Annotated in this window: 24 protein-coding genes; 21 read left to right on the forward strand and 3 right to left on the reverse strand. The window is 44.9% G+C overall.

All coding sequences use genetic code 11. The features are described from left to right. Window position 1: 1 nt before the first annotated feature. From QFZ78_RS26170 to QFZ78_RS26200, 7 genes are all read left to right on the forward strand, one after another. Window positions 2–991 (forward strand): XdhC family protein, encoded by a 990-nt coding sequence (locus tag QFZ78_RS26170; protein WP_307551917.1) that lies wholly within the window; start codon window positions 2–4, stop codon window positions 989–991. Next, window positions 985–1,632, forward strand: a complete 648-nt coding sequence (locus QFZ78_RS26175; protein WP_307551920.1) for a nucleotidyltransferase family protein — start codon at window positions 985–987, stop codon at window positions 1,630–1,632. Before QFZ78_RS26170 ends, QFZ78_RS26175 begins: the two co-directional genes overlap by 7 nt. A 682-nt stretch (window positions 1,633–2,314) precedes the next feature. Then, complete coding sequence (locus QFZ78_RS26180; RefSeq protein WP_307551923.1) at window positions 2,315–3,229, forward strand: FAD binding domain-containing protein; 915 nt, start codon at window positions 2,315–2,317, stop codon at window positions 3,227–3,229. Continuing rightward, window positions 3,213–5,576 (forward strand): xanthine dehydrogenase subunit D, encoded by a 2,364-nt coding sequence (pucD, locus tag QFZ78_RS26185; RefSeq protein WP_307551924.1) that lies wholly within the window; start codon window positions 3,213–3,215, stop codon window positions 5,574–5,576. The genes QFZ78_RS26180 and pucD overlap by 17 nt, the downstream gene beginning before the upstream one ends. After that, the gene (locus QFZ78_RS26190; protein WP_307551925.1) at window positions 5,569–6,066 is read left to right on the forward strand and encodes a (2Fe-2S)-binding protein; all 498 of its coding nucleotides are present in this window, start codon (window positions 5,569–5,571) and stop codon (window positions 6,064–6,066) included. The genes pucD and QFZ78_RS26190 overlap by 8 nt, the downstream gene beginning before the upstream one ends. After that, window positions 6,063–7,208 carry a BMP family ABC transporter substrate-binding protein gene (locus QFZ78_RS26195; RefSeq protein WP_307551927.1) on the forward strand — a complete coding sequence of 382 codons (1,146 nt, stop codon included), beginning with the start codon at window positions 6,063–6,065 and terminating at the stop codon, window positions 7,206–7,208. Before QFZ78_RS26190 ends, QFZ78_RS26195 begins: the two co-directional genes overlap by 4 nt. 21 nt (window positions 7,209–7,229) lie before the next feature. Continuing rightward, complete coding sequence (locus QFZ78_RS26200; RefSeq protein WP_307551928.1) at window positions 7,230–8,207, forward strand: aromatic ring-hydroxylating oxygenase subunit alpha; 978 nt, start codon at window positions 7,230–7,232, stop codon at window positions 8,205–8,207. 124 nt (window positions 8,208–8,331) lie between these two features. On the opposite strand, the gene QFZ78_RS26205 is transcribed toward QFZ78_RS26200, so the two are convergent. Both QFZ78_RS26205 and QFZ78_RS26210 read right to left on the reverse strand, forming a co-directional pair. After that, window positions 8,332–8,769 (reverse strand): hypothetical protein, encoded by a 438-nt coding sequence (locus QFZ78_RS26205; protein ID WP_307551931.1) that lies wholly within the window; start codon window positions 8,767–8,769, stop codon window positions 8,332–8,334. A gap of 244 nt (window positions 8,770–9,013) precedes the next feature. Continuing rightward, window positions 9,014–9,220, reverse strand: a complete 207-nt coding sequence (locus QFZ78_RS26210) for a hypothetical protein (RefSeq protein WP_307551933.1) — start codon at window positions 9,218–9,220, stop codon at window positions 9,014–9,016. A 69-nt stretch (window positions 9,221–9,289) separates the two neighbouring features. Here QFZ78_RS26210 and QFZ78_RS26215 point away from each other — a divergent pair, with 69 nt between their 5' ends. From QFZ78_RS26215 to QFZ78_RS26250, 8 genes are all read left to right on the forward strand, one after another. Beyond that, window positions 9,290–11,608 (forward strand): sensor histidine kinase, encoded by a 2,319-nt coding sequence (locus QFZ78_RS26215; RefSeq protein ID WP_307551935.1) that lies wholly within the window; start codon window positions 9,290–9,292, stop codon window positions 11,606–11,608. Then, entirely contained in the window at window positions 11,605–12,237 is a 633-nt protein-coding gene (locus QFZ78_RS26220; RefSeq protein ID WP_307551937.1) for a response regulator transcription factor, read from the forward strand. The genes QFZ78_RS26215 and QFZ78_RS26220 overlap by 4 nt, the downstream gene beginning before the upstream one ends. Window positions 12,238–12,250: 13 nt before the next feature. Continuing rightward, on the forward strand, window positions 12,251–12,931 hold the full coding sequence (locus QFZ78_RS26225; protein ID WP_307551939.1) for a polyprenyl synthetase family protein: 681 nt from the start codon (window positions 12,251–12,253) through the stop codon (window positions 12,929–12,931). Next, window positions 12,909–13,175 carry a hypothetical protein gene (locus tag QFZ78_RS26230; protein WP_307551941.1) on the forward strand — a complete coding sequence of 89 codons (267 nt, stop codon included), beginning with the start codon at window positions 12,909–12,911 and terminating at the stop codon, window positions 13,173–13,175. The genes QFZ78_RS26225 and QFZ78_RS26230 overlap by 23 nt, the downstream gene beginning before the upstream one ends. Window positions 13,176–13,382: 207 nt before the next feature. After that, window positions 13,383–14,513, forward strand: coding sequence for a glycoside hydrolase family 88/105 protein (locus tag QFZ78_RS26235; protein WP_307551942.1), 1,131 nt, complete (start codon window positions 13,383–13,385; stop codon window positions 14,511–14,513). After that, entirely contained in the window at window positions 14,491–15,993 is a 1,503-nt protein-coding gene (locus QFZ78_RS26240) for a response regulator transcription factor (protein WP_307551944.1), read from the forward strand. Before QFZ78_RS26235 ends, QFZ78_RS26240 begins: the two co-directional genes overlap by 23 nt. Then, window positions 15,990–17,726 carry a sensor histidine kinase gene (locus QFZ78_RS26245; protein ID WP_307551945.1) on the forward strand — a complete coding sequence of 579 codons (1,737 nt, stop codon included), beginning with the start codon at window positions 15,990–15,992 and terminating at the stop codon, window positions 17,724–17,726. The genes QFZ78_RS26240 and QFZ78_RS26245 overlap by 4 nt, the downstream gene beginning before the upstream one ends. A 90-nt stretch (window positions 17,727–17,816) precedes the next feature. After that, window positions 17,817–17,981 carry a hypothetical protein gene (locus QFZ78_RS26250; protein WP_307551947.1) on the forward strand — a complete coding sequence of 55 codons (165 nt, stop codon included), beginning with the start codon at window positions 17,817–17,819 and terminating at the stop codon, window positions 17,979–17,981. A gap of 307 nt (window positions 17,982–18,288) precedes the next feature. On the opposite strand, the gene QFZ78_RS26255 is transcribed toward QFZ78_RS26250, so the two are convergent. Further along, the gene (locus tag QFZ78_RS26255) at window positions 18,289–19,050 is read right to left on the reverse strand and encodes an MBL fold metallo-hydrolase (RefSeq protein WP_307551950.1); all 762 of its coding nucleotides are present in this window, start codon (window positions 19,048–19,050) and stop codon (window positions 18,289–18,291) included. 186 nt (window positions 19,051–19,236) lie between these two features. Between QFZ78_RS26255 and QFZ78_RS26260 the strand changes: the two genes are divergently transcribed. From QFZ78_RS26260 to QFZ78_RS26285, 6 genes are all read left to right on the forward strand, one after another. After that, a complete protein-coding gene (locus QFZ78_RS26260) occupies window positions 19,237–19,686 on the forward strand; it encodes an Lrp/AsnC family transcriptional regulator (protein ID WP_307551952.1) in 450 nt (149 codons plus the stop codon). A gap of 258 nt (window positions 19,687–19,944) precedes the next feature. Then, window positions 19,945–20,778, forward strand: a complete 834-nt coding sequence (locus QFZ78_RS26265; RefSeq protein WP_307551954.1) for a helix-turn-helix transcriptional regulator — start codon at window positions 19,945–19,947, stop codon at window positions 20,776–20,778. A 95-nt stretch (window positions 20,779–20,873) separates the two neighbouring features. After that, window positions 20,874–21,863 carry a quinone oxidoreductase family protein gene (locus QFZ78_RS26270; RefSeq protein WP_307551956.1) on the forward strand — a complete coding sequence of 330 codons (990 nt, stop codon included), beginning with the start codon at window positions 20,874–20,876 and terminating at the stop codon, window positions 21,861–21,863. 229 nt (window positions 21,864–22,092) lie between these two features. Continuing rightward, window positions 22,093–23,010 (forward strand): ABC transporter permease, encoded by a 918-nt coding sequence (locus tag QFZ78_RS26275; protein WP_307551957.1) that lies wholly within the window; start codon window positions 22,093–22,095, stop codon window positions 23,008–23,010. 25 nt (window positions 23,011–23,035) lie between these two features. Then, the gene (locus QFZ78_RS26280) at window positions 23,036–23,917 is read left to right on the forward strand and encodes a carbohydrate ABC transporter permease (protein WP_307551958.1); all 882 of its coding nucleotides are present in this window, start codon (window positions 23,036–23,038) and stop codon (window positions 23,915–23,917) included. 56 nt (window positions 23,918–23,973) lie between these two features. After that, complete coding sequence (locus tag QFZ78_RS26285) at window positions 23,974–25,605, forward strand: extracellular solute-binding protein (protein WP_307551959.1); 1,632 nt, start codon at window positions 23,974–23,976, stop codon at window positions 25,603–25,605. Window positions 25,606–25,641 lie beyond the last annotated feature (36 nt).

A 25,641-nucleotide genomic window follows, 5' to 3' on the forward strand; every position in this document is an offset into this window, starting at 1 on the left:
GATGGAGGCTTATGACATTTTGCAAGCAGTGGAGAGTAATGCGCATGCGCGTGTATTAGCGACGGTTATTCATGTGGAAGGCCATGCTTATCGCAAGCAAGGGGCAGTTATGCTGCTGATGGCGGATGAAAGCTCGCTAGGCAGTATTTCTCCAGGCTGTTTGGAAGCGGATCTATCTGCCTACTTACCTGCTGTATGGAAGTCGCAAAAACCGCAAATGGTGGAGTACGACATGAGACCTGCAGACGATTTCGGCTGGGGTGAAACGATTGGGTGCGGCGGGTTGATTCGTATCCTGCTGGAGCCTGTTACCGGGGAGCTGCTTGTTAACCTGCTGGTGGTGAAAGCTAGCTTGGATCGAGGGGAGGCTATGCAGCTGCTGCGTACATTCTTGGATGGGTATTCGAATATAACCTATACGTTATGTGATCCTGACGAGGGCATGTCTTCAGACCGACACTCTGTATATGCCTCACTATTTACGCCGAAGCCGAGGGTAATTGTGTTTGGTGCGAATCAAGATACGATTCCGCTAGCCCAAATGGCGGTAAGTGTTGGGTTTCGCGTGGTGGTAGCGGATTGGCGGGAAGCTTTCTGCAATGCGGAGCGTTTTCCGGAATCGGAGACGGTCGTGGCTTTTCCAGAGCAATTGGTGGAACAACTAAAGCTGAATGCGCAGGATTATGTCATTGTCATGAGTCACCAGTTTGAGAAGGATGCAGCATTCGTACGAGGAGCTATGGTGTCAAGCCTGCGTTACCTCGGTATCATGGGGTCAAGGGATCGAACGGAGAAGATGCTTGAAGGACTAGAGCGGCCGGATTGGCTGCACTATCCCGTTGGATTAAACATTGGTTCAGAAGGCCCTGTTGAAAATGCAGTCAGCATAGTAGCTGAATTGATACGTATTAAGCGTGGTGTTCGCACGACTGGAGACTGGGGCTCCTCTGCAGCCATGGGGCAAGATATCCAAAGCTGCCGCCCATGGTGAGCGCTGCGAAGAAGAAGATCATTGGCGTGTACTTGGCGGCAGGCAGCAGCAGACGAATGGGGACAGCGAAGCAGTCACTAGAAATGGCTGAAGGCGTACGGCTTGGCGGGGTTGCTTTGCGGCAAGCCCTTCATTCCGAACTGCATAGTGTGGTTGTTGTCGTGCGTGTTGGGGATCCCTTGGATTGGTTACCGAAAGAAGCTCACATGCATATATTAGTAGGCAGATGTCGTATTGAGATATGTGCAGACGCTGAATACGGGATGGCGCACTCGCTGCGCACAGGGATCAAAGTGGCAGAAGAGATGAGTGCAGAGGGCATCTTAGTCCTGTTGGCGGATCAGCCTTTCGTAGATGGTCAGATGCTATATCGCCTTACGAATACGTTTAATAAGGAATCGGGTTACGATTATATCGCCAGCGGGGATCAGGGGATGCCGAAGCCTCCTGTTATTTTGGGGCGAGGGATGTGGCCGGCAGCGGCTGCTTTGGAAGGGGATGCCGGAGCGCGATCCTTGTTTCACTTGCCAGCGTACCGCGGTCAAATTGTGGAAGAGGAAAACCAGTTAAAATTTATGGATGTTGACACATTGGATCGTTATGAACAGGCTAAAAAAGTATTTTCGCACAAATATATGTGAACTTAAATAACATAAAAGAGGGAATGAGTGCATTATTACTAATAATGCGCTATTTTTTTATACAAAAAAACAAAATGGTGTTAAGTAAGTTGACGCAGTTTTTGAAAATTGTTTATAGTAGATCTAATTTATATGCGGATGGCTTTTTTTGAAACGCAACAGCTTGAAGTAATAATTGAAATGAACTGCCATGTGCAATGCTGTATTATCTACAACAATTCAAACGCCCAAAGGCTATATAGCAACTTGAAGTTGCAGTTTGTACAACATTTTGAACCCATTTGTTCGAAATGGCCTGTATAGGGCCAAATTGTTGTACATTATGCAACAACGAAGGAAAAAAGGTGAGATTTAGGCTGCAATTGTTGCACTTTCTACAACATCATTCAACCGCGATTAGAGATTCACTCATCCAGAAACATCAATTATGCCTATATGACGATTGACCCCGATTTAAGACAACTCCATGTAGAGTAAGATTGGATGAATGAATCGTCTTACATGATTACATCTTCTATTGGAATTATCCAATGTCTTCCAATAAAATATTCAATAATGATTATGAAGCAAGAGTTCATATGGAAAATACAATAGTAATTAAGAAGTAAGCTTTTTTACGAAAAATGCAGGAATGCTTACGAAATAAGTTTTTTCTAATGAAAAACGCTTAGGAGGGTTGTTCATGTCAGTTCCTTTGTATCAGCTGCCAGAGCAGCAGCCTTCAGTATGGCAGCCTACGAGCGTAGCGGAAGCCATGCGGATGAAGCATAAATGGGGAGATGAATCGGTACTCATTGCTGGGGGCACCTGGCTCCGCACTCGCTGGGAAAACGGACTTTCACCGCTCCCACAGCATCTGATTAGCCTTGGGAATATCTCATCTCTATCGGGATTAAAGGTTGATTCTCTTGGTCACATTCATATAGGGCCAGCTCTTTGTTTAGCAGATTTGATGAAAAATGAGCTGGTAAGGCAAAGATGCGGGCTTCTAGTGCAAGCCTGCGCTGAGATCGCAGCGCCTTCTGTACGGAATTTAGCCTCTATCGGAGGTAACGTAATGTCGCGAACGGGGGACCTCATTCCTGTATTGCTTGTAATGGATGCCCAAATCATTTGCTCGGATGGACAGAATGAACATTCACTGGCGCTGGCGGAGTGGCTGGAAAGTCCGATTTCGTCTCAGAACGAAATAATGACAGGGATCGTAGTACCAACGCCGGCTCAGTTGGAAGAGGAGAGTAAGGTTGAGTTTTATCTAAAGGTGGGACGAAGAGAAGCGTTCACCCCTTCGGTTGTAACGGTAGCTGGAAGGCTGTGTCTAGGAAAGGATAGAACCCTTACTCGTATTGCGTTTGCTGCGGGTGGAGGAAGCGCTGTTCCAGCAAGGTTTAAGGATCTGGAAGCCGCTGCTATGGGTCAGCCTTTATCCAAGGAGCTTCTGAAGTATCTGCATAAAGGAGTGTTCGCAGAATTTGATGCTGTGGCTGATGATTATGCCGGTGTTACTTATCGCAAGCAGACAGCGGCCAATCTCATCGTTTCTGAGTGCTATAAAGCGTGGCAAAAAGGGGGCGGAGCGGATGCTCCTAGGTCGTGATACGTATGCAAAAAAGTGGATTATCCGACCTGACGGTGAAGAGAAGGTAACCGGAAAGCTCCGATATCTCACAGATTTAACAGCACCAGGCATGCTGCATGGTAAGGTGCTTCGCAGCCGTTACCCCCATGCGTGGATTCTTTCCATCGATACAAGCAAGGCGATAATGACACCAGGTGTGCGCGTCGTGGTAACGGCAGAGGATGTGCCTGGGATGAATTTATTCGGCATTGCCTTCCCTCATCAGCCTGTGTTCTGTCATGATCGCGTTCGTTATATTGGGGATGCTTTGGCGGCGGTAGCTGCGGATACCGAAGAGATCGCTGAATATGCGCTTAGCCTAATCGAGGTTGTTTATGAACCATTGCCAGTTGTAGATGATCCAGAAACAGCGCTAGAAGCGGGTGCGATTAAGCTGCATCCCGATGGCAATCTGCTTCATCGAACCAGCTTGAAGCATGGGGAGGCAGAAACGGCGTTTGAGGGGTGTGCACATATTGTAGAGGAGACGTACTATACGCCTCGTCAAATGCACACCTATATGGAAACGGAAGGCGGCTTATTTATCCCCGAGGATGATGGCCGATTGACGGTTTACTCGCCGACGCAGCATGGTTACAAGGATCGGATGCAGCTGTCAAGGATTCTAGGGATGGCTGAGGAGCAGATTCGGGTCGTATCCAGTCCGATTGGCGGCTCTTTTGGCGGTAAGGATGAGCTCAATGTGCAGCCCTTCGGTGCTCTGATGGCATTGAAGACAGGCTCTCCGATCAAAATGCACAATTCACGGCGTGAATCGGTCATATCTGGCATCAAACGCCATCCGATGCGGATTAAGATGAAGACCGGCGCGGATCAAGAGGGACGTCTCGTCGCGCATCAAGTCAGCATTCTTGCGGATACAGGCGCCTATGCAACTTTGGGTTGTGAGGTTTTGAATTTTGCTACGGAACATGCGATAGGACCTTATAATATCCCGAATGTAGATGTTCAGGGGACGAGTGTATATACGAATAACGGCGTATCCGGTGAGTTTCGGGGCTTTGGCGGCAATCAGGTGATTTTTGCCGTTGAGAGCCAAATCGAGCGGTTAGCAGAGAAGCTCGGTATGGACTCCTGGGAGCTGCGTAAGTTGAACTTGCGCGCTCCAGTTGACCCGGGGCCGATGGGCCAGCAGATTGTGCAAACCGAGGGCGCGAACCAAGTGTGGAGCAAGGTGAAGGAGTCGCCGCTCTGGGCGAAGCGCGGGAAGTTGAAGCGGGGAGGCGAGAGCGAGGAGCAGCAGGATCATGCGGAGAGGCTGCAGGCTGAAGAGCGGGATGACAAGTGCGAAGATCAAGTCCCATGGATCCGCCGAGGCGTCGGCGCAGCGATGGTGATGCACGGCGCCGGGCTCGGCTTAGGCATCCCGGATCACTCCGGCGGCCGCATCGAGCTTACGCCGGAGGGCAAGATCCAGGCCTCCTTCGGCTTCGAGGAGTTCGGGCAAGGGCTTTACGCAGCGCTGACGTTGATGCTGCAAGACTTTTTCGGCTGCACCGCCGAAGACATCCGCATCGTCATCGGCGATACGGATCGCGTGCCAAGCAGCGGATCCAGCACCGCTTCGCGCGCCACCACGATGATGTGGCGCGCCCTGCAGCGGCTGAAGCCGCCATTCGTGCAGGCGCTGCTTCAGCAGGCGTCTGCACTCGCTGGCCTTGCAGCCGAAGAGCTGGCAACCGGCGCAGGCGGGATTCATCGCAAGGGCGATGAATCGGGCATGCCGGTTGTGACGTATGCGGAGTTGGCGGAGGCTGCTGAGGCAGCGGCCAAGCCGATCATCGCGCATACGGAGTTCGACTATCCGACGACACCGGAAGGGCTTGTCGGCGCTCATTATTTATACTCCTATGCCTCCGTCATCGTGGAAGTGGAAGTGAACATGCTGACGGGGCGAGTGAAGGTGCTGCAAACCGATCACGTCATTGCAGCTGGTCCTATCATTAATCCGATGGGGTTCCTCGGACAGATCGAGGGCGGCAGCGTCATGGCGCTGGGATATACGTTGACCGAGGATGCCGTCATGAAGGAAAGCAATTACGTCCGGCATAATTTGGACACGTACCTAGTTCCAACCTTCAAAGATAGCCCTCATACCATTCGGGTAGAAGCGATCGAAGATTTGCCCGATGGTGATACATTTGGCCCGCGTGGGGTTGGCGAAATCGGTTCCGTCGGATTGGCTCCAGCCATTACCGCAGCGGTCCGGCAAGCAACGGGTATTTGGGTGAATCGACTTCCGATTTCACCGGAAAGCATCGTGCAGTCCATCGATTGGTTAGAAGGGGTGGAGGCCATTGATTAATACAACTTATGTGCTTGAATGTTCCATTAACGGTAAGGCTGTCGCGGTACCGGTCCCTGCTTCCAAGCGGATGTCGGATATCCTGCGCGATGACTTGCTTTTGACAGGAACAAAAGTTTCTTGTGAGATTGGACGATGCGGCGCCTGCATGATACTGCTTGATGGTAAACCCGTTAATTCTTGTCTGCTCATGGCTTATCAAGCGGCGGGTAAGGAAGTGACGACTATTGAGGGGATATCGGCGGGGGAAGAGCTGCATCCCGTTCAGCAAGCTATGTTAGAGGAAGGGGGGCTGCAGTGCGGTTATTGTACCGCTGGGATGGTCGTTACGCTAACGGCACTTTGGGAAACGAATCCTACCCCGACTAGGGCGGAGGCCGAAGAGGCACTGTGCGGCAATATATGCCGATGCACGGGCTATGAAGGCATTTTCAGAGCTGTGGAAAAATGTGGTTTGTCGATGAAAAGAGAGGGGCAGAAGCCATTATGACCAAAAAACTAATGTTTTCCTTAACAGCTATCTTACTTATGTTCCTAACCGCTTGCTCCGGACAATCAACTACGACTAGCACCACGACAGCACCTAGTACATCCCCTGCTTCAACCCAAGCTGCAAATATAACGCCACAAGCAGAGAAAAAACTGCCAAGAGTCGCCTTTGTCTATATTGGAACTCCCGGTGATGGAGGATGGACTTACGAGCACGATCAAGGCCGTCTAATGATGGAAAAAGAGTTCGGGATCAAATCCACAGTAGTTGAGAATATTCCTGAAGGTCCTGATGCGGAGCGTGTTTTTGAAGAGTTAGCTCAGAAAAACGATATTATTTTCGGAACGTCTTTTGGTTATATGGACCCGATGTACAATGTAGCTCAAAAGCACCCGAAGGTCACATTCCTACATGCAACTGGCTATAAAACACTGCCTAACCTAGGGACATACATGGGGCGCGAATATCAAAGTGCTTATCTCGTAGGTATGGCGGCCGGTAAAATGACTAAGAACAATCACATGGGTTATGTCGGTGCATTCCCAATTCCAGAAGTTATTTATACCATTAATGCTTTTACACTTGGCGCTCAAAGCGTTAATCCGGATATTGATGTGTCTGTGGTCTGGAGTAATACTTGGTTCGATCCGGCGACAGAGAAGCAAGCTGCGATTTCTTTGCTGGATAAAGGCGTCGACGTTTTGGCTGCGTACCAAGATTCACCTGCAAGTATTCAAGCGGCAGCAGAACGCAAGGTTTGGGGGATCGGAAACGATTCGGATATGGGACGATTTGCGCCTGAGACCTATATTTCGAACCCGAAATGGAACTGGGGACCTTACTATGTACAAACGGTTAAAAGTGTCATGGATGGAACTTGGAAATCCAGCGCGTATTTCGGAACCATGAAAGAAGGCATTACCGATATCGCTCCTCTAGGTAAAAATGTGCCAGCTGACGTCAAGGCTCTTGTGGAGAAGAAGAAGCAGGAAATATTGGCGGGTACCTTCGAAGTTTTCCAAGGACCTATTGTGGATCAAGATGGCAAGATACGTTTTGAACAGGGTAAAAAGATGACGGACGAAGAGATTCTGGGTACAACCTGGTTTGTTAAGGGCATTAAAGGTGTCATTCCGAAATAAGCGCGAGAGGACGTTAGGACGATGGCGATACAAGATATTGCTTTGATGGACGAGTGGCATCCGGTGTTGTTATCGTCAGATCTGATAGATAAACCGGTACCTGTGATCGTATTAGGTGAAAAAGTGGCTGTATTCCGCACCTCGCAAGGCGTCCACGCTTTCAAAGACTTATGCATTCATCGGGGTGTACCGTTATCGCTGGGCAAAGTGAAGGGGGATGAACTCGTCTGTGCTTACCACGGTTGGTCATACAACGGCTGCGGTACATGTACGCGAATTCCGTCTCTGCCCGCTGATCGAGCGATTCCCTCGAAGGCGAAAGCGTTCGTCTACGCATGTGTAGAGGCACACGGTTTCATCTGGGTGAGCTTAGGTACACCGACTAGTTCCCTGCCAAAAGTGAATGCGTTTATCCCTGACGGTTTCAAAGAAGTCATCATGGGACCTTACACCTTGCAGGCTGCAGGACCTCGCATCATAGAGAACTTCCTCGACGTATCCCACTTGATGTTTGTACATGAGGGTTTGCTAGGTGATAGTGAATATGCCGAAATTGGGGATTATCAGGTTTACGAGGAGGAAGGAGTCCTTACTTCAGAGGAAATCGTTGTCTATCAACCCGATCCGGATGGAATGGGGCGCGGCATACATAGCCGATACGTATACGAAGTGTTCGGTCCGCTCAGTGTCGCTTTTACCAAAAGAGATCGCGATACGGATCATATCTTCCGGTTGTTCTTGATGGTGCTGCCGGAAACGGAGCAGATGAGCAAAGCGTTCATGTTGAAGCAGAGGAACTATGCGTATGAGGAACCTGACGAGGTTTTCGTTCAGTTCCAGGATCTGCTCATTGAGCAGGATCGTGAGATGGTCGAAAACCAGAAGCCAGAGCTGCTACCGCTCGATCTTCAGGCGGAGCTGCATCTGAATACAGATCGCTTGAGTATCGCGTACCGCAAGCGGCTTCGGGAACTGGGCGTCACCTTCGGGACGGCTTAGGATTAAATGGAGTGCTGCGGCGCATGGGAGAATAACCGGAGTGGTTATCCCATGCGCCGCAGCGTTTTTTATTCTTGTAGGGTCGTGAAAGCAGGTGCGCGCTTCGGCATGATGGCTTTCCTCGTTATCTTTTCTTCCTGTTATTCTTAATTAGCGTCATTCTTCTGGAATGACGCAACCAAGAATAATAGGATCGTAAGTCACGCAATTCCATGGTTTTAGACATAAATCCGAGGAAGGTGATGACAATCATTCTGTGTAAGGGTTTGCCGATCAGATCCGTTTCATTTTCTACCTCAATAAATTGGACAACCATTAGTAAATCATCATCGATAACGTATACTTCTTCTTCGTTGCGGTAGTAGGGCGCTATGTTGCCACTCTTAAGCTTATCCCATAAATAGTTACATATCTCCTCAAGCTGTGTTTGTTCACTTTCCACACGAGTGATCCATCGACTATGGGCATGATGCGTGATAACAATATCGACGATCTTTTTATCAGCTAGTTCGATATAGAAGGGCTCATAGGTACTCCATCGGTTCATTATTTTATCTTTCATACCTTGAACTCCTTTCTTCTCATCCATTCAAAGAATCGAGTGCCATTTTCCATATATATACTTATTATCATAAAGTTAACTTGTTGTAAGGGCATCACATAAATCATTTCACTGATTTCAACCTATTTTTCATTCTTGTGCAAAACACGCAAAAATCTTTGCAAGAAAACGAAAAAAGGATTGCATGATTAGCTGAAGGCTAATTATGCAATCCTTTTTTAATTTGGTAAAATACTACTAGGAACTACCACCATTCACATTTGGGTTCCACTAGTTCTTTCTGCCTAGTATGTGCAGGACGGTTAAATGTTCTTACCGCTGCGGAAAATTCTTCTTTAGATAATGATAATGAGTGTGTAGTTAACAAAGTGTTTGCATCTTCGCGACGATCAACGCGTTTCATCATGCGAACGTTTTGCTGCAATTGCGGGGTTAACTGAATGATAGGCATAGGGTCACTCCTTTCCCGAGCGATTGGACTACAAAAGTATTATAGCAAATAAATGGAGGATGTTGGAGGATGAGAAATAAATATGCAATAGGCTTGTGCGTGTCAATTTTCATAGTGTTGCAGATTTGGTGCTCGTTCATTACCTTTCATTTCCCTTATATCGGTATTTATCTGGAAAATACGCCAGAGCAGCAATGGGTTATCAAGGAGATCGATCACGAAAGCGCTAGTTCGAAGCTTGATGTCAAGGTTGGGGATATCGTCAAGCAGGTGGACGGCAAGCTTCCCGATGAATTCTTATACGTTCAAAAGTGGAAAGTTACAGAGCGTGCTCAAAACTTGCTGATTTCAAGAGGCGGAAGTGAGCATAAAGTCGAAGTGAACGTGGATAGCCCTATTGCCCGTGATATGATTCCACTAATAGAGGAATTTGTTTGTCTGTTCATGGCTGGTTTGCTTGTTATGAAAATGCGCCATTCTCCATCAGCCAGGATGCTTTCGGCTGTTTTTCTGACTATGGCTATCATTTTTATGAGTCTTGGCGCTTCTATTCGAGGGGATGCTATTGGAAAGCTGTTGATCGCCAGCTTTATGATGGTTTTGCCGATTGTCTTTTTGCATTTCTTAATTGTCTTTTTCAAGGAAAAAGGCGATATCGAATTACCAACTCGAATTTTAAAATATTTGTATGCCATTGCAATTATTGCCCTTGGTTTAAGGAGCGGGTACTTTTACCCTTCGATGGTCACGTTTTTCCAATATGATGGCTCTGTAACCTTGATTTTTTTCATTATTGGCTTTGTTATTAATATGAGTGTCTTAACATTCCTGTATGTTAAAGTTCGGAAACAACAATCCTACGTGTCCAGTATTATCAATAGCGTATGGTTGTCATTATTGATTTCTTTTTTACCGGTGATCTGCTTCTCTATTCTTCCAAAATTAATTATGGGAGAACGCATTTTAAATGCGATATACACAAGCTGGATTATTTTATTTTTTCCCATCTCTTTTGCGTACTTGATCGCCTCCAACCAGTTGTATGATATCGGTCTTGTTGTCCGGCGCTTCTTGTTCGCTGGCCTGCTGTCCATTTTACCGGTAAGCCTGTTTACAGGGGCCTATGTTTTCTTATTTCGCCATATCGTGGAAGAAAAGCAAATTCTGTTCATTTTCGTCGGATTGATGCTGCTAGTTTCCACGGTACTGTATGCAGCTGAATATGGGATTACACGACTGGAACCCTTTTTGTTCCCGAGAAAATTCGCCCTGCAGTCGGCTTTGAAGAAAATTTCCAAAAACCTTGGAACCATTTCCAGTTTCCGTGAGTTGAAAGAGATTATTCTCGTGGATATTGTGGGGACACTTCAGGTGATGGGTGGAGCCATTGTGTTCCAGTATAAGAATGATAACGAGATCATTTACGAAGGGGAAATAGATACCTCAGAAGTTCAGCAGCTTATCAAATCGTCATCCATACTCGACCATCCATCTTACACATGCATGGTGATGAATAGTCATGAAGAGTATACGAGCTATTTGATTATGACACGTAAAAAGACGAACACACTTCTGTCAAAAGAAGAAATTCAATGGCTGCATTTAATTACATCCTATTTGGAAGTTAGTTTGGAAAATGTCCACTTGATCCGCAAGTTGACGGTCAGGCTGCAGCAATTTGCTTCCGAGCTCCCTCATGAAACGGCTGCGAATGATATTTTATGGTTTCGTAAGGTGATGTTTGAACTTCAGGAAGAGGAACGAATTCGAATTGCTAACGATCTTCATGATACGACGATGCAGGATCTTTTCTTTCTCAAAAGAAGAATTTCCTCTCTTGCAGATAAGTCAACGATGCATCAAGAAGATCAGTTGCAGTTGAAAAATATGAATAATTTTGTGGAAATGATCAATGCTAGCCTGCGCCAAAGCTGCTTTGAGTTAAATCCCCATTTGCTAAAAGAGGTAGGTCTGATTCAAACGTTGAAAATGTACTTGGAAAAGGAGTCCTATACAACGCCATTTGAGCTTGAATTTCAAGCAGGACATGCTGCTGTCATCGAAACCAAAGATTTGCTTACTAAACGGCATATATTTCGAATCGTCCAAGAGCTGCTTAATAATGCAAAAAAGCATTCTCAGGCAACTAAAGTTACCTTTCAGATCGTGGAAAGAGACAATAATTTTCGTTTAATTTATGAGGATGACGGTGTGGGATTTCATGACAGAGACGGAGTTCACCCGGAAATTGGCGCATCAGGCATGGGGATCGAACAAATGAGAAGCAGAGTCTTGCACGTGGGTGGACGCTTTGAGCTCAACACGCAAAAAGGAAGTGGAACGAAGTTTATCATCACGATACCCACCGAGGAGATGATTTCTGCATGATTGAAGTCGTTAAGACATTAGTTGTAGACGACCATCCTTTATTTGCACGTGCGACCAAATCTTTGTTAGAAGAGATAGATGGTATTGAAGTTATCGGCGTTGTCTCTAATGCCAAGCAATGCTTGGAACAAGTGGAGCTGCATCAGCCGGGTCTCGTATTTCTAGATTATCAACTTCCTGATCAATCCGGCACAGAAGTCGCTGCCCAGTTAAAGGACATGTATCCGAATATGCATATTGTTATTTTTACGGGAATCGATGTGTCGGGCATCTTGAATAAACTAATCGAAATCAAAGTAAGCGGCGTTCTATCGAAGGAGTCGAGTGAACGAACGATTAAAAATATGGTGAATTGTATGTTGGATGGCCATACGATGCTGCCGTTATCATTCTTTCATCAGATGCAATTAAGTGGGGAATATACGAAGGATGACTGTGTGTTACTAGAGGAAGAAGTACTCATGATGAACATGTTGGTTAAGGGAGCGACTCACGAACAAATTGCGGAACGGATCTTTATGAGTAAGCGAACCGTCGATAATTACTTACGCAAGATTTATGACAAATGGGGCGCCAAATCGAGAACGGAAGCATTAGAAAAGTTTATTAAAAGCAAATATTACACATAAGCTCAGGGAGGAAATGATGCAGGACATCAAGGAACATATGCACCGTATTATTGATGACTATATTTATGTAGAAGATTTAAATGCTCATCTTAAATCTTTTATTGACGATAAAGAAAAGGAAAACTGTACATGGTCTAAGATCACGATTTGCGCACACAAGATGTTAGGAGGAGATTCGCCTCACATTCATCGCATTGCTGCGGTGACGGAACTGGTCATTCTAACCTTGGATATTATGGATGATTTGCAGGATCAAGATCAAGGGACTAAGCCATGGATGCAATGCCCACAAGCCATTACGTTGAATGCTGTTATGGCGCTTTTCATGGGATTTATAGGTGAATTAGGGCACTTGCAGGTCAAAGATAAGATGCTAGTCGAGGTAAGTAAAATCATTTCGAGATCGATTAATGGTCAACAAAAAGATATAACCAATGCGATATCAACGGTAGATGACTATTTGATGATGACGCAAGAGAAATCAGGTTCCTTATTCCGGTTTGCCTGTTTCATGGGCTATTCCTCTTTAGCGTGCTCGGAGGAAACCATTGAACAGCTTCATCAATTAGCTGACTGTATTGGCCTTATTCATCAAATTCAAAATGATATGAGAGATCTAATTCGGTTTGATGTGAAAAACGATTTGATTGGAAAGAAACGAAACGCTTCCTGTGTTGTATTTACTATCCATTGAAGATGCGGCATTTAGCCAATTGAAGGCGTATTATGATGGTGAAATTACGGCAGACTTCCTTTTGGAAGAGAAAGATGATTTTTTGCAAATGATTCATGATTCCGGATGTATGGAATATGCACGAATTGTTCAATCCGTCTGCATTCAAAAGGCGGAAGAGATTTATGAGAATTTGCAAGCTATCTCTCCTTGGAAAGAAAGGTTTAAGCAAATTACGTACGAGAATTTTTTGGATGCTGATTAAGTGGTCAATGGAGCAGGCGGCATTTGCGCCAATGTTTGGTAATAAGAAAGGCGCTGCAGGGTGCCAAGAGGTAAGTTCGCCTCTTCGCACATTGCAGCGCCTTTCAATCATAAAATAGTCACACGGAACGAAAAAATGTTAAATTTCAATCGCTGGCATTGTCTGATAAAATTTAGATGGAGTCGGTTTCTTCTAGGAGGAGTTCATATGTCTACGAAATGGTCAATTCAAATGTCCGAATCATTCATGCAGCAATATCCGCTCGTATCCGATATGCCGTTTCAGCGAAGAAGATGCTGGAACTATGAAAACGGTTGTATGCTGACTGCATTTGAACAAGTATGGCGCAAGACAGGGGATTATCGCTATTTCGATTATATCAAGACGAATATGGATTTATTTATTAAACCAGATGGAAGTATCGAGACGTATCGTCTCGAAGAATATAACGTAGACCAAATTAATCAAGGTAAGTCTCTGTTCCTGCTTTTGGAGCAGACAGGTGACGAGCGATATCGCAAAGCGCTAGAACTATTGGTGACCCAGATGAAAAGCCATCCGCGTACCTCGGAAGGCGGGCTTTGGCATAAAAAGATCTATCCCTACCAAATGTGGCTGGATGGCGTCTATATGACTTCACCGCTGCTAGCGCGGTATGCCCAAGCCTTTGGCGCTTCGGAATGGTTCGATGACGTGACCCATGAGATTCTTCTGATGGAAAAACATGCACGAGACCCAAAGACTGGCCTGCTGTATCACGGTTGGGATGAGAGCAAAGAACAGTCCTGGGCAGACAAGGAATCGGGCTGTTCACCTCACTTCTGGGGGCGGGCACTCGGCTGGTATGTGATGGCGATTGTGGATGTGTTGGACTTTTTACCGATCGATCATCCCAAAAGGGGTCGCGTGATAGGGCTCTTTTATCGGCTGGCGGAAGCTATTGCTCGTGTCCAAGAACCGGAATCCGGGTTATGGTATCAAGTGCTTGATGAAGGGGAGCGGGAGGGGAATTACCTGGAAGCCTCGGGATCTGCGATGTTCGTGTACGCCTTAGCCAAGGGCGCTAGAAAAGGGTATTTGAGCGATTCCTTTTTACATGTTGCGCGCAATGGTTTCCAAGGTCTGTTAACTCATTGCGTGGAAAAGGATGCGGACGGCTCACTGCATGTGAACCAAATTTGCAGCGTCGCGGGATTAGGAGGAACACCTTACCGTGATGGCTCTTACGCCTATTATATCAGCGAGCCTGTGCGTAGGGATGACCCTAAAGGGTTTGCTCCTTTCGTGATGGCATGCCTGGAAATGGAGGAATCCAGTGTTTCAGATCCTCATCGTTGATGACGAGCACATCGAAAGAGAAGGTATCAAGCTATTAATTCATAAATATAAGCTGCCCTTATCAGTGATGGAAGCTGAGAATGGCGAAGAGGCATTGGACATTCTGGCATCGCATCCCATCGATATTTTGTTAACAGATATCAAGATGCCTTTTATGGATGGGCTTGAATTATGCAGAAGGACAAGGGAACAGTTTCCCGAGTTGAAAATTATCATTTTCAGTGCGTACGGGGAGTTCGAATATGCGCAAAGAGCCATTCATTATCACATTTTTGCTTATCTGCTTAAGCCGATTGACGTAAATGACTTCCTTCGTGAGTTTACCGATGTGATTGAGCTTTGCCAAAAAGACCAAGAGCAAGAGAAGGAACATCTATTGCTGGAGTTAATTAATAGCGGTGAGCAACATGCATGGCTAACACAGAAGCTTGCTTTATCAGGCATTGATTTTAGACAGAAGCATATCCAGATGATTCTGATTGATTTTACCCAGCCTGTATTTGATGCCGAGCATGATGAACTTCCAGACAGGGTTAAGGAAGTCATTTCTGCACCTATCGAATATGTCAATTTGAATGAACATCAGAGCTTACTCTTCGTTCTATATGATAGGAATGCATGGAATGGGGAAGAGCAGCAGCTTCTAGGGAGCAAGCTCAAAGATAGCATTACGGGCTTGTATGATGATACGGTCACGCTTGTTGTGGGGAGACATGTATGCTCGGAAAGCGAACTAGCGCAAGAGTTTAGGCTGATGGAGAGCGTGCTCGAATATAAGTTTTTCTTTCAGGAAAGCACGGTGTTATATACGGATGAAAGTCAGGGCAAAGAAGATTTGTCCGACACCATCCCGAAGCTGATGGAAACAGTTTATTGGCATTTGGATATGAAGGATGACTTTGGTTTTCGCAAAGGCGTTGAGCTGTTTTTTAAGACCATTGATGGCAGCGGGCAGCATTCAGCTATTTATATCAAGTACATGTGCATTGAATTGGCCAAGAAAATGTGGGAAACGGCTGGAAAAAGTGACAACCATGCGTTTAAATCCGTCGTTGAGGCTATCTTTGGGTGTAAATCCTTAACCGAATTGAAGGGGCAGATTCAATCTGTTATGGCTTTGATAGGCAGAGAAACTGATGTGCATAGTACGGAGTTTAGTAAGAAAGTGATTAAGGATATTTTAAAGCTTATTGATGACAACTATATGTCGGATATCAGTCTGAAATGGATTGCGGATAAGGTGTTCCTCACCCAGACCTATCTTAGTTATTTGTTCAGTAAGGAAGTGGGGCAAACGCTTGTTAAGTACATTACGCTTGTTCGCATGCACAAGGCAGAGGAGCTTTTACGCAAGACGAATTTGACGATTGCGGATATTAGTCACCAAGTCGGTTTCATGAATAATTCGTATTTCTGCAAAATTTTCAAACAGTATCATGGGCAAAGTCCAGCCAAATTCCGTGAGATGAAGAGCTCATGATGAGAAGATTCCTTGCTTATTTTCAAAACTTGAGGTTCAAGCAAAAGCTGTTTATTTCCTATATGATTGTTTCTATTATTCCCGTTCTCGTGCTAGGGCTGTTTTCTTACCATCAAGCCAGCAGCTTTCTATTGCAGCAAGCAAAACAAAATTTAGACGGGGCGATCAGTCAAATTGCCGAGACGATAAACTATCGGGCGAAGCAGCATGAATCGATCATTAATTCGATTACGCAAAATGTGGTGTTTAAGCGGATTTTCATCGCAAATGATGGTGATTTTCCAGTGCTGTATCGCGATTATGTGGATCCGTTTTTTAGTAATATTCTTGATTTTAATACAGATCTTCTACAAATTTCTGTGTTTACCGATAATCCGTCCATTCTGCGCGGGGAGTATATCTTGCCGCTGGGTTTGACGAATGATTTGCAGTGGGTGAATCGAGAGGTTAAGCCGCAAGAAACTCAGTGGAACATTAGGAATGGCAAGCTGTTTGCCACCCGAGCGTTTGTTGGTGAAGAGGGTGTGCAAGTAGGGAAGCCTCCGGCTGTTTTATTTCTCAGCATTGATGGGGATAGCATGTTTCAAGACTTGGATGACATTAAAACGAACGCCTACGGGGTCTTGATCCTAGATAAACAGGGAAATCCGATTCTGTCCAAAAATGTCCGAATGGATGCCAAGCTCCCTATAACAACTTTGATGCCAAAACAGTTAAGCGATAAAGTGGGCTCATTTACTATGAACCATACCGATTATATGTACATCACGGCGGACATCCCGGAGTCGGGCTGGAAACTCGTTTATTTTACACCCAAGAACGGGATTTCAGTGGATGCCAAGAGTATTGTCAGTGCGACAGCGCTGATTACCGTGATTTGTTTGGCGATATTGCTGCTTATTATTTGGATGTTTTCCAACACATTCGTCAAACGGATTATTAAGCTCAATAAAAAAATGATGATCGTTGAAAATGGTAATTTAAAGATTGATGTGACCAGCCAGTCCAAGGATGAAATCGGCCAGCTGACCAACCGTTTCGGCAACATGCTGACCAATATTAACACACTTATCGAAGAGGTTTATCAAAGCAAAATTACGCAAAAAGAGGCGGAGCTCAAGGCGCTGCAGACTCAGATTAATCCGCACTTCCTGTATAATACGTTGTCCATCATTAATTGGAAAGCGCTAGAAATCGATGCCATGGAAATCAGCCAAATTACAAATACCGTATCCAGATTTTATCGGACTGTGCTAAATAAAGGGAGAGACTTTATTCCTGTCCGAAATGAGCTCGAGAATGCCAAGGATTACATGCATATTCAAAGCATTATGCACAATTATAATTTTGATTTTAGTTGTGAAGTCGAGGAAGCGCTGCTGCGCTATGACATGATTAACCTTATTTTTCAGCCGATTCTCGAAAATGCGCTGGAGCACGGCATCGACCAGCTGCGCAAGGGAAGCGAAAGAGGCCGAATTGTGCTCCGAGGTTACATGATTGGAGAAGATCTGGAATTTAGCATTGAAGACAACGGGCCGGGTATGAACGAGGAGCTTGCCGAAGAGGTTCTTCGGATGCATACAACCGGGTATGGGTTGAGAAATGTCCATGACCGTATCCAGATTCGTTTTGGCCAAGGATATGGGTTGCGAATTCATAGTGAAGTGGGCAAAGGTACGAAAGTTTACCTGACTTTTCCTGCCTATACGGCAGTAGTTACTCCGACTTAGTTATGCTAATAAAGAGCAGTCTAAAACTGAAAAATAGTTTTACCAGGACTAGAAGCCGCTAGAGCACGTGGACGCAAGGGCGGTCGCCCTATGACGGATAAGAAGAAGCTAGACAAAGCAATCAAGCTGCATGAAAGTAAAGAGTTTACGGTAACGCAAATTGAGGAAATGACAGGAGTAAGTAAGGGTTCGCTTTATCGTGAACTTAATCGAAGGAAGCAAGAAGAAGTAACGCATGTGACAGAGACAGTTTGAGAGCCTGAGGACTGATATTAGTGAGAGCAACCCACAAGGATAGGGCGGCTCTTCTATGTATGTCTGCGGGTAAGTACGAGATTACAACTAGACCCTATCCCAGTACCTAGCCATTCAATTTTTATTGCAACATTAGAGTTTAACCTCGTTTTACCTACGAGAAAATTTTATCGCATTTAGGCTGTACGTACAGGGCGGCTTCTGAAAGGAACGATCAGGTTAATAGATAAGTAATCAATCTCTGGAAAGAATGACAAGACCCTAGAAGGCTAGGGTCTTGTAGGGTTTTGGTTTCATTAACCTAACACTAAAACGCAAAAGATTCCCCATCATTTGGAATCAGGACATTTGAGGAAATTCCTCTTTCGTTTGTATAACTTTTCAATTCTTCCCTTGATAATGTCCAATGATTAACTGCTTCCATATGGACAGAAATAATTTTCGCCTCAGGGGCGGCTGTATAAACATTGTAGATATCCTCTTTCCCCATTACTAAAGAACCACCTTGAAGGAATTGATTATCTCCTCCATTTACAACAATGATTTCCGGTTTGTGTTTATCGATTGCTTCCTGAACAGCTTCATACCAAACCGTATCTCCAGCAATATACAATGTTTTCTCACTTGGGTGCTTAAAGACAACACCGCAAACATGTCCAGCAAGTTGTAATATTTCTCCTCTTCCGTGTTCGCCTTTTGTTTTAACTAATTGAATATCTCCAAAGGCTGAATTTTCTTGTAGCACTTCTACATTTTGAAAACCAGAGTTTCTTACTTCTGTTGCGTCTTCTTCATTTTGTACAAACATTTTAATATCTTTTGGTAAGACCTCTTTAGCCGTGTCGTCCCAATGGTCTAAATGTAGATGAGTAACAATCACAGCATCTAAGTTGCTGATAATATTGTCAACCGAGATTGGTAAGCTAACCAAAGGATTGTTTTGATCTTGTCGCAACGAATTAGGGAAAGGTGGGTAAATACCTTTTTCCCCTAAAAAAGGGTCGATTAAAAACTTCTTCCCTGCATACTGGACAACAAGTGTCGCATTTCGAATCAGTTGTATTTTCATGTGTAATGGACTCCTTTTTGATTTGGGTATAGTTTGCTCAACGGTCAGTATCAAATACATGTTCCCTTTCTCAACTTTGGGATAAGGGTTAATGTATAATTAAATGATAAATGACATCTTGAATAAATTCGATGCTTCAATGAAACACTTTTTCATTATTTCATTTCACGGTGAAAGGATTATTATATGCAACTTGATCAAACTGATTATCAGATCCTTCGGTTACTAACCGAAAATTCAAGGATTCAATGGAAAGACTTAGGGGAACAAATTCATATGACTGGACAAGCAGTAGGCAATCGTATCAAAAAACTTGAGGAAAGCGGTGTAATTACAGCCTACTCCCTTATAATCGATGAAATGAAACTAGGACTTGTTTTTACAGCATTTGTAATTATTCATATGAAAACAGCAAATCACGATTCGTTTATTCGTTTTATAACCGATCAAAATGAGGTAGTAGAAGCACACCGAATTTCTGGTGAAGGCTGTTATCATTTAACGATAAAAGTTTCATCCCCAGATCAACTGAACCTTTTTCTTAATAAACTTCTCGATTATGGGAACTACAGTTTGAATCTGTCCATACAAAAAATCAAACAAAGCAGTACGTTGACCGCCGTATCAAATAAATAGCAAGCGCTTTGTTATTACTAAAAACTCAGAGCAAACACTATTCCTTCGGACACATACACGTTTGTTGTCACTGTCTACTCGACACATGCGGAGTGCTTAAAATTGATGGTTCTGAATCAATAAATGAGATACAAGCGAAACGACAGAGATGTCGTTTTTTTATTAATATCTGTATAATAAAAACTGACACGTAGAGATTGTAGATTCAGAATGTTCATGCTGATAAATTGAATTGATCGCGAAGAAGGAGGCTGTGGAATGTCTTCAGAAAATCAAAAAGTTAAAATACTCGGAGACTTTTTAAAATCCCGCCGGGAACGGATCAAGCCGGATCATGCCAGCATTGTCGGTCGGTTTGGCAGAAGGAGAACGCCGGGATTACGCAGAGAAGAGGTTGCCCATCTTGCGGGGGTAAGTATCACTTGGTATACCTGGCTTGAACAAGGCAGGGCCGTCACCGCCTCAAGGGAAGTGATCGAGAGCGTCGGCAAAGCCTTGCAATTATCTTCAGAAGAACATCTTCATTTGCTTCGTTTGGCAAATTATGGCGGAGGGGGAGTCTCTTACCCGAACGCTAAGGAAATATATCCGGACCTTCAGAACATTATTGACCAATTGCACTATCCGGCGATCATCGCGAACAATCGAACCGAGGTATTGGCCTACAATCGGATGGCTTCTGAAATCATTGCGGATTTCCATGCGATTCCATTTGAGAAACGCGTGATGACACGATTGATATTTACCGATCCAAACCTACGCAATCAGCTGGCGAATTGGAAGGAATTTGCCGATTACACGTTAGGGGTATTTCGTTTGAATTTTGACCAAAAGGCGGACGATCCCTGGTTTGAGGAATTCGTGCTGCAGATGTGCAAGGAAAACGAGGAGTTTCTAACGCTATGGCGTTTGCATGATGTGCAGCAAAAGAAAGCCATACATTTCACAATTGATCACCTCGTCGGAGGGCGATTATACTTTCAATTGAATTCCTTTTCTAATTTTAACGGCAATGGAAACCTACACTGCTGTATATTTACTCCCATTGCAGGTACCGACACTGAGCAAAAATTATTGTATATTCGAAAATAAGCCTGTTAGTCTGGATACCTGTATAACTGCAAACTGGTTACCTCCTTGGTCGTCAAATATAATGGACTTATTCGCAATCAAGGAGGATACAGAAATTGAAAGCTATCATTATTGATCGACCAGGAGGACCTGCAAATTTGCAGCTGCGAGAAAAGCCGGATCTTCAACCAGTCCCCGGTATGCTGACCATTGACGTTGCTTATGCTGGAGTAGGTTATTTCGAAGTATTGCTTAGCCGCGGTGATTTCATTTCCGCTTTTCCGATGCCGCTTACTCCCGGTTTGGAAGTGTCGGGATATGTACGTGCCATCGGTGAAGGAGTAGAGGGCTTCTACGTTGGTCAACCCGTTGCCTCGATGACACTGCATGATCTTAACGGCTTTGCATCAATGGCGAATGTACGACCAGATCTGACGGTTCCGTTAGATCAATTAGGAGCCGACCTCGACTTAGCGACAGCCGCAGCCTCCATTGTAAATCTGACAACCGCTTATCTGGCTATAAAAGATGTTTATAGAATGAGAACGGGTGACAGTGTACTCGTTCATGCAGCGGCTGGCGGGCTGGGCAGTTTTCTAGGGCAAATGGCAAAACGTTTGGGAGCAGGCAAGGTATTGGGAACCGTCGGAAGCGCCGGGAAAGTAAAGCTGGCTGAATCCCTCGGATACGATGAATTATTTATCCGATCCGATTTTGTGGAGCAAACCCTTCAGGCAACCGGACGAAAAGGCGTTCATGCCGTCTTTGATCCTGTCGGGGGGAATATGCGCAAACAAAGCTTAGAGGTGCTTTGTCCGTTAGGCCAACTGGTTGTAGTTGGAAACGCAAGCGGAGAAGAGGATGTTATACATTCTTATAATCAAATATGGTTTTCCAACAAACAGTTCGCAGGTTTTACATTAGGCGGATACAGCGACAGTAATCCTGTGGAGACTGGGAAAGCGGCGCGAGAAGCGTTAGGTATGCTGGCAAGAAAAGAAATACATGCGGAGATTCAAGGCGTGTATCCTCTGGAAAATGCCGCAGAGGCACTTGCTCTTTTGGAAGAGAAGAACACGGTCGGAAAACTGGTTTTGCAAATATAAACCTGACCTCGCTTGAGTAATTGTGGGAAGATCTCGATCCACGAGCAGAAGAAGCAGCACCTGTTTGTTAGGCGATGATGCCTGACTGATGCAGGTGTTTTTTTATTTTCCTGCGAATCAACACATCCGTAAGAAAGTGTTACATATCGAAAAAATGTTGGATATTTGCCGAGTCGGGCTTTTGCTAAAATTCAGTTATAGGGCTGCTGATCGAAAGGAGTTGGACATATTGGGGGATAAGAAACCGCCGCTGATCAAGCTGATCCGCAGAGATAAACTGCTTCTGCTCATGTTTTTACCGGTTTTTCTGTACTATTTCATTTTCTGTTACTTGCCGATGCCGGGAATATTGATTGCTTTTAAAAACTTCACACCAGGACATGGCATTTTCGGAGGGGAGTGGGTTGGCCTCAAATGGTTGAACCAGTTCGTACATTCCCGTTATTTCTGGCGACTGCTCAGGAATACCTTCTTACTGGCGTTCTATCCGCTTGTTATCGGATTCTCGATACCGATCCTGTTCGCAATCTGTGTAGTTGAAATTAAGAACGGTATCTTCAAGCGTTTTGCTCAAACGGTTACCTACCTGCCTCACTTTATCTCGACCGTTGTTATCGCAGGGATGATCATTAACTTCCTATCGCCGACAGACGGAATAGTGAATACGATGCTCACGTCGTTCGGTATGGAAAAGATCAACTTCATGATGGCTCCTGAATGGTTTCGTTCCATCTTCACCGTGTCGGGGATCTGGCAGAGCTTCGGCTTCAGTTCCATTATCTACATCGCCGCTATTATGGGAATTGATCAGGAAATGTATGACTCGGGCAAAATTGATGGCGTTAACAAATTCCAGGAGGTGTGGCACCTTACACTGCCAAGTCTCAAGCCGACCATTGTTATCCTGCTGCTATTGTCCATAGGAGGCATTATGAGCGTAAATTTTGAAAAGGTGTACCTGCTTTACAACGGGGCGACCTATGAAACTGCTGATGTCATCTCCACCTATGTGTACAGACAAGGGATCGAGTCGCAAAACTTTGGTTTCGCCACAGCAGTAGGGCTGTTCAATTCCATTATCAGTTTTATATTAGTGTATGCTGCCAACCAGGCGAGCCGTCGTGTCAACGATATGTCGCTTTGGTAATGGCGCCCCAAGAAAGGAGGCCGTTATGGTTAAACCATGGGTGGATCGAAGCTTCTATGTGCTCGTTTACAGCGTCGTCATTATTGCGATCCTTGTGACCTTGTACCCTTTCATTTATGTGGTGAGTATCTCGATGAGCTCGGTGGAAGCAATTGATAATAAGCTGGTTACACTGTTTCCAGTTGATATCAATTTTGATGGCTACAAGATGGTGCTTGGCTACTCGGAATTATGGAGGTCTTATTACAATACGGTTTGGTACACAGTCGTGGGGACGATTTTCAATCTCGTGGCTACCTGCCTAGCGGCTTACCCGCTTTCGAGAAAGAAGTTTTTTCTTAGAAGGAAGCTCAATTTCTACATTGCGTTTACGATGTATTTCTCCGGAGGGCTGATCCCGCTTTACATGATTATAACGGAATTGGGCCTCTATAACACGAGATGGGCCATGATCCTTCCTGTGCTTATCAGTACGTTTAATGTGATGATTCTACGTTCTGCCTTTGAGAATATCCCGAATGAGATTTTTGAAAGCGCTAATATCGATGGGGCCAAAGATTTCACCTTATTGTTCCGCATTGCCATACCGCTTACTAAACCAACGCTGGCTGTATTGACTTTGTATTATGCGGTCGCACATTGGAATGACTTTTTCAATGCCCTTTTATATCTAGGAAAAGCCGAACTACAGCCGCTGCAAATCTTCCTGCGCAGGGTGCTTATTATGGCCTCACCTGAAATTTTGCAGAAAATGGGCGGAGAGACGGCGGCCAAAGCGCTCGCTGTATCAACGCTGCAAGTTCGTTATGTCTCGATTGTCGTCAGTATTTTACCGATTATTACGATCTATCCATTCATTCAAAAATACTTCGTGAGAGGCATTACGCTGGGGGCAGTAAAAGGGTAGCGATACCTTTGCTGGATAGAGAATCGAGTTTCTTAAAACTAGGGAGGGTTATGAATATGAAAAGAATGCTAAAAACAACGGCAAGTATGACACTGGCCGCTGCACTATTTACACTTGTGGCGGCAGCATGTACTAGTGAAGGCTCCAGCACGCCGACTGCCAGCTCAACAGATACAGGAGCAAAGAAAACGGATGCTGGCACAACAGCTGCACCGTCAGGCTTCAACTACACAGGAACTGGGCCGATTACAGATAAAACAGGTACACTCAAAATTCTCGCTACGAATGCCTGGACGAATAATGTGGATCTTAACCAAGCTCCCATTGTTCAGGAGATCAGTAAAAGAGCGGGCATTACCGTCAATTGGGAGCTGCTGCCGCCATCTACGTATCAAGATGCGATTAGCCCACGTCTAGCGGCTGGAGCAGATTTGCCGGATGTCATCTACCAGCTTGATCAGGATCAGACGATGAAAAATATTCAGGGCGGCTTATTCAAACCGCTGAATGACTATATTGATAAGTACGGCGTGAATATCAAAAAGTTATTTGAAAAATATCCTGCTCTCAAAGCAAGCTTGACCACACCGGACGGGAAGATTTATTATCTTCCGCAATTGGCGGTGACCAAAAATTATATGCCTACCTTTATGGTTAACGTGAGATGGCTGGAGAAACTCGGCTTGAAAGACCCAACAACGCTGGAGGAGTTCACGGATATGCTTCGCAAGTTTAAGTCCGATGATCCGAATGGGAATGGCAAGAAGGATGAAATCCCGTTCTCAGTTGCTCCCAATCAATTGGCGAATGCTTTCGGCCCGGTATTTGGTCTGGATTTAGCGAATAATTTCTATGCAGATAAAGATGGCAAAGTGCATTATTCCTACTACGAACCCAACTATAAGGAGTACCTCGCGTATTTAAACGGACTTTATAAGGAAGGATTGTTAGAGTCGGATTTCGCCAGTGTAACAGGGGATCAGATTACGTCGAAGTTCTCTCAAAATATCACGGGCGCTACTTTCAATTTCAGTTGGTACACGTCAATGGTATACAGCAAGCTATTCAAGGACTATGATCCAACGAAACCGCTTATTAAGGGGATTGCCCCATTCAAGGGACCTCATGGCGATCAATTCTACACAGGCAGAAACCCGATCACTGGCATATTCGGTATTTCCAAGAATGCAAAGGATCCGGATCTGGCGTTTAAGTATCTGGATTACGCGAGCAGTGAGGAAGCGAAAGAGATTTATGTTTGGGGACTTAAAGGTCAAACCTATGACGTTGTCGATGGTAAAAAGCAATTTACCGAAAAAGGCAAAGATAACGACTTCATCCAGAAATTCGGCATCAACCCGGTTAATTTACCTATCGAGCAGTCCGTTGACGCAACGGATGTTCTGGTAGCCCCGTGGCATGCGAAGATTGATAAAGAGATGGAGAAATATATCAAAGCTCCGTTCCCCTTCGTATACGCACTGAAAGCTGAAGCGGATACTGAAAATACCGTGATGCCTGATATCACGACGTATGTGAATGAAATGAATATTAAATTTATTACAGGCAAAGAAGGCCTGGATAAATTTGATAGCTACTTGAAGACGTTGAAGAGTATGGGTGCTGAAGATGTTATTAAAGGCAGACAGGCGCAATATGACCGTTACCAAGCGGCTGGTAAGAAATAATTAGTGATGATAACACAGCAGCCGTTTACGTGGCTG

It is taken from the genome of Paenibacillus sp. V4I5, assembly GCF_030817255.1.
Taxonomy (GTDB): domain Bacteria; phylum Bacillota; class Bacilli; order Paenibacillales; family NBRC-103111; genus Paenibacillus_E.

What these genes read in the sequence shown, in the direction of transcription:
- QFZ78_RS26170 (WP_307551917.1), top strand. Translation starts at nt 2, where the DNA reads ATGGAGGCTTATGACATTTTGCAAGCAGTGGAGAGTAATGCGCATGCG.
- QFZ78_RS26175 (WP_307551920.1), top strand. Translation starts at nt 985, where the DNA reads ATGGTGAGCGCTGCGAAGAAGAAGATCATTGGCGTGTACTTGGCGGCA.
- QFZ78_RS26180 (WP_307551923.1), top strand. Translation starts at nt 2,315, where the DNA reads ATGTCAGTTCCTTTGTATCAGCTGCCAGAGCAGCAGCCTTCAGTATGG.
- pucD (WP_307551924.1), top strand. Translation starts at nt 3,213, where the DNA reads ATGCTCCTAGGTCGTGATACGTATGCAAAAAAGTGGATTATCCGACCT.
- QFZ78_RS26195 (WP_307551927.1), top strand. Translation starts at nt 6,063, where the DNA reads ATGACCAAAAAACTAATGTTTTCCTTAACAGCTATCTTACTTATGTTC.
- QFZ78_RS26200 (WP_307551928.1), top strand. Translation starts at nt 7,230, where the DNA reads ATGGCGATACAAGATATTGCTTTGATGGACGAGTGGCATCCGGTGTTG.
- QFZ78_RS26205 (WP_307551931.1), bottom strand. Translation starts at nt 8,769, where the DNA reads ATGAAAGATAAAATAATGAACCGATGGAGTACCTATGAGCCCTTCTAT.
- QFZ78_RS26210 (WP_307551933.1), bottom strand. Translation starts at nt 9,220, where the DNA reads ATGCCTATCATTCAGTTAACCCCGCAATTGCAGCAAAACGTTCGCATG.
- QFZ78_RS26215 (WP_307551935.1), top strand. Translation starts at nt 9,290, where the DNA reads ATGAGAAATAAATATGCAATAGGCTTGTGCGTGTCAATTTTCATAGTG.
- QFZ78_RS26220 (WP_307551937.1), top strand. Translation starts at nt 11,605, where the DNA reads ATGATTGAAGTCGTTAAGACATTAGTTGTAGACGACCATCCTTTATTT.
- QFZ78_RS26225 (WP_307551939.1), top strand. Translation starts at nt 12,251, where the DNA reads ATGATGCAGGACATCAAGGAACATATGCACCGTATTATTGATGACTAT.
- QFZ78_RS26235 (WP_307551942.1), top strand. Translation starts at nt 13,383, where the DNA reads ATGTCTACGAAATGGTCAATTCAAATGTCCGAATCATTCATGCAGCAA.
- QFZ78_RS26245 (WP_307551945.1), top strand. Translation starts at nt 15,990, where the DNA reads ATGATGAGAAGATTCCTTGCTTATTTTCAAAACTTGAGGTTCAAGCAA.
- QFZ78_RS26250 (WP_307551947.1), top strand. Translation starts at nt 17,817, where the DNA reads ATGACGGATAAGAAGAAGCTAGACAAAGCAATCAAGCTGCATGAAAGT.
- QFZ78_RS26255 (WP_307551950.1), bottom strand. Translation starts at nt 19,050, where the DNA reads ATGAAAATACAACTGATTCGAAATGCGACACTTGTTGTCCAGTATGCA.
- QFZ78_RS26260 (WP_307551952.1), top strand. Translation starts at nt 19,237, where the DNA reads ATGCAACTTGATCAAACTGATTATCAGATCCTTCGGTTACTAACCGAA.
- QFZ78_RS26265 (WP_307551954.1), top strand. Translation starts at nt 19,945, where the DNA reads ATGTCTTCAGAAAATCAAAAAGTTAAAATACTCGGAGACTTTTTAAAA.
- QFZ78_RS26280 (WP_307551958.1), top strand. Translation starts at nt 23,036, where the DNA reads ATGGTTAAACCATGGGTGGATCGAAGCTTCTATGTGCTCGTTTACAGC.
- QFZ78_RS26285 (WP_307551959.1), top strand. Translation starts at nt 23,974, where the DNA reads ATGAAAAGAATGCTAAAAACAACGGCAAGTATGACACTGGCCGCTGCA.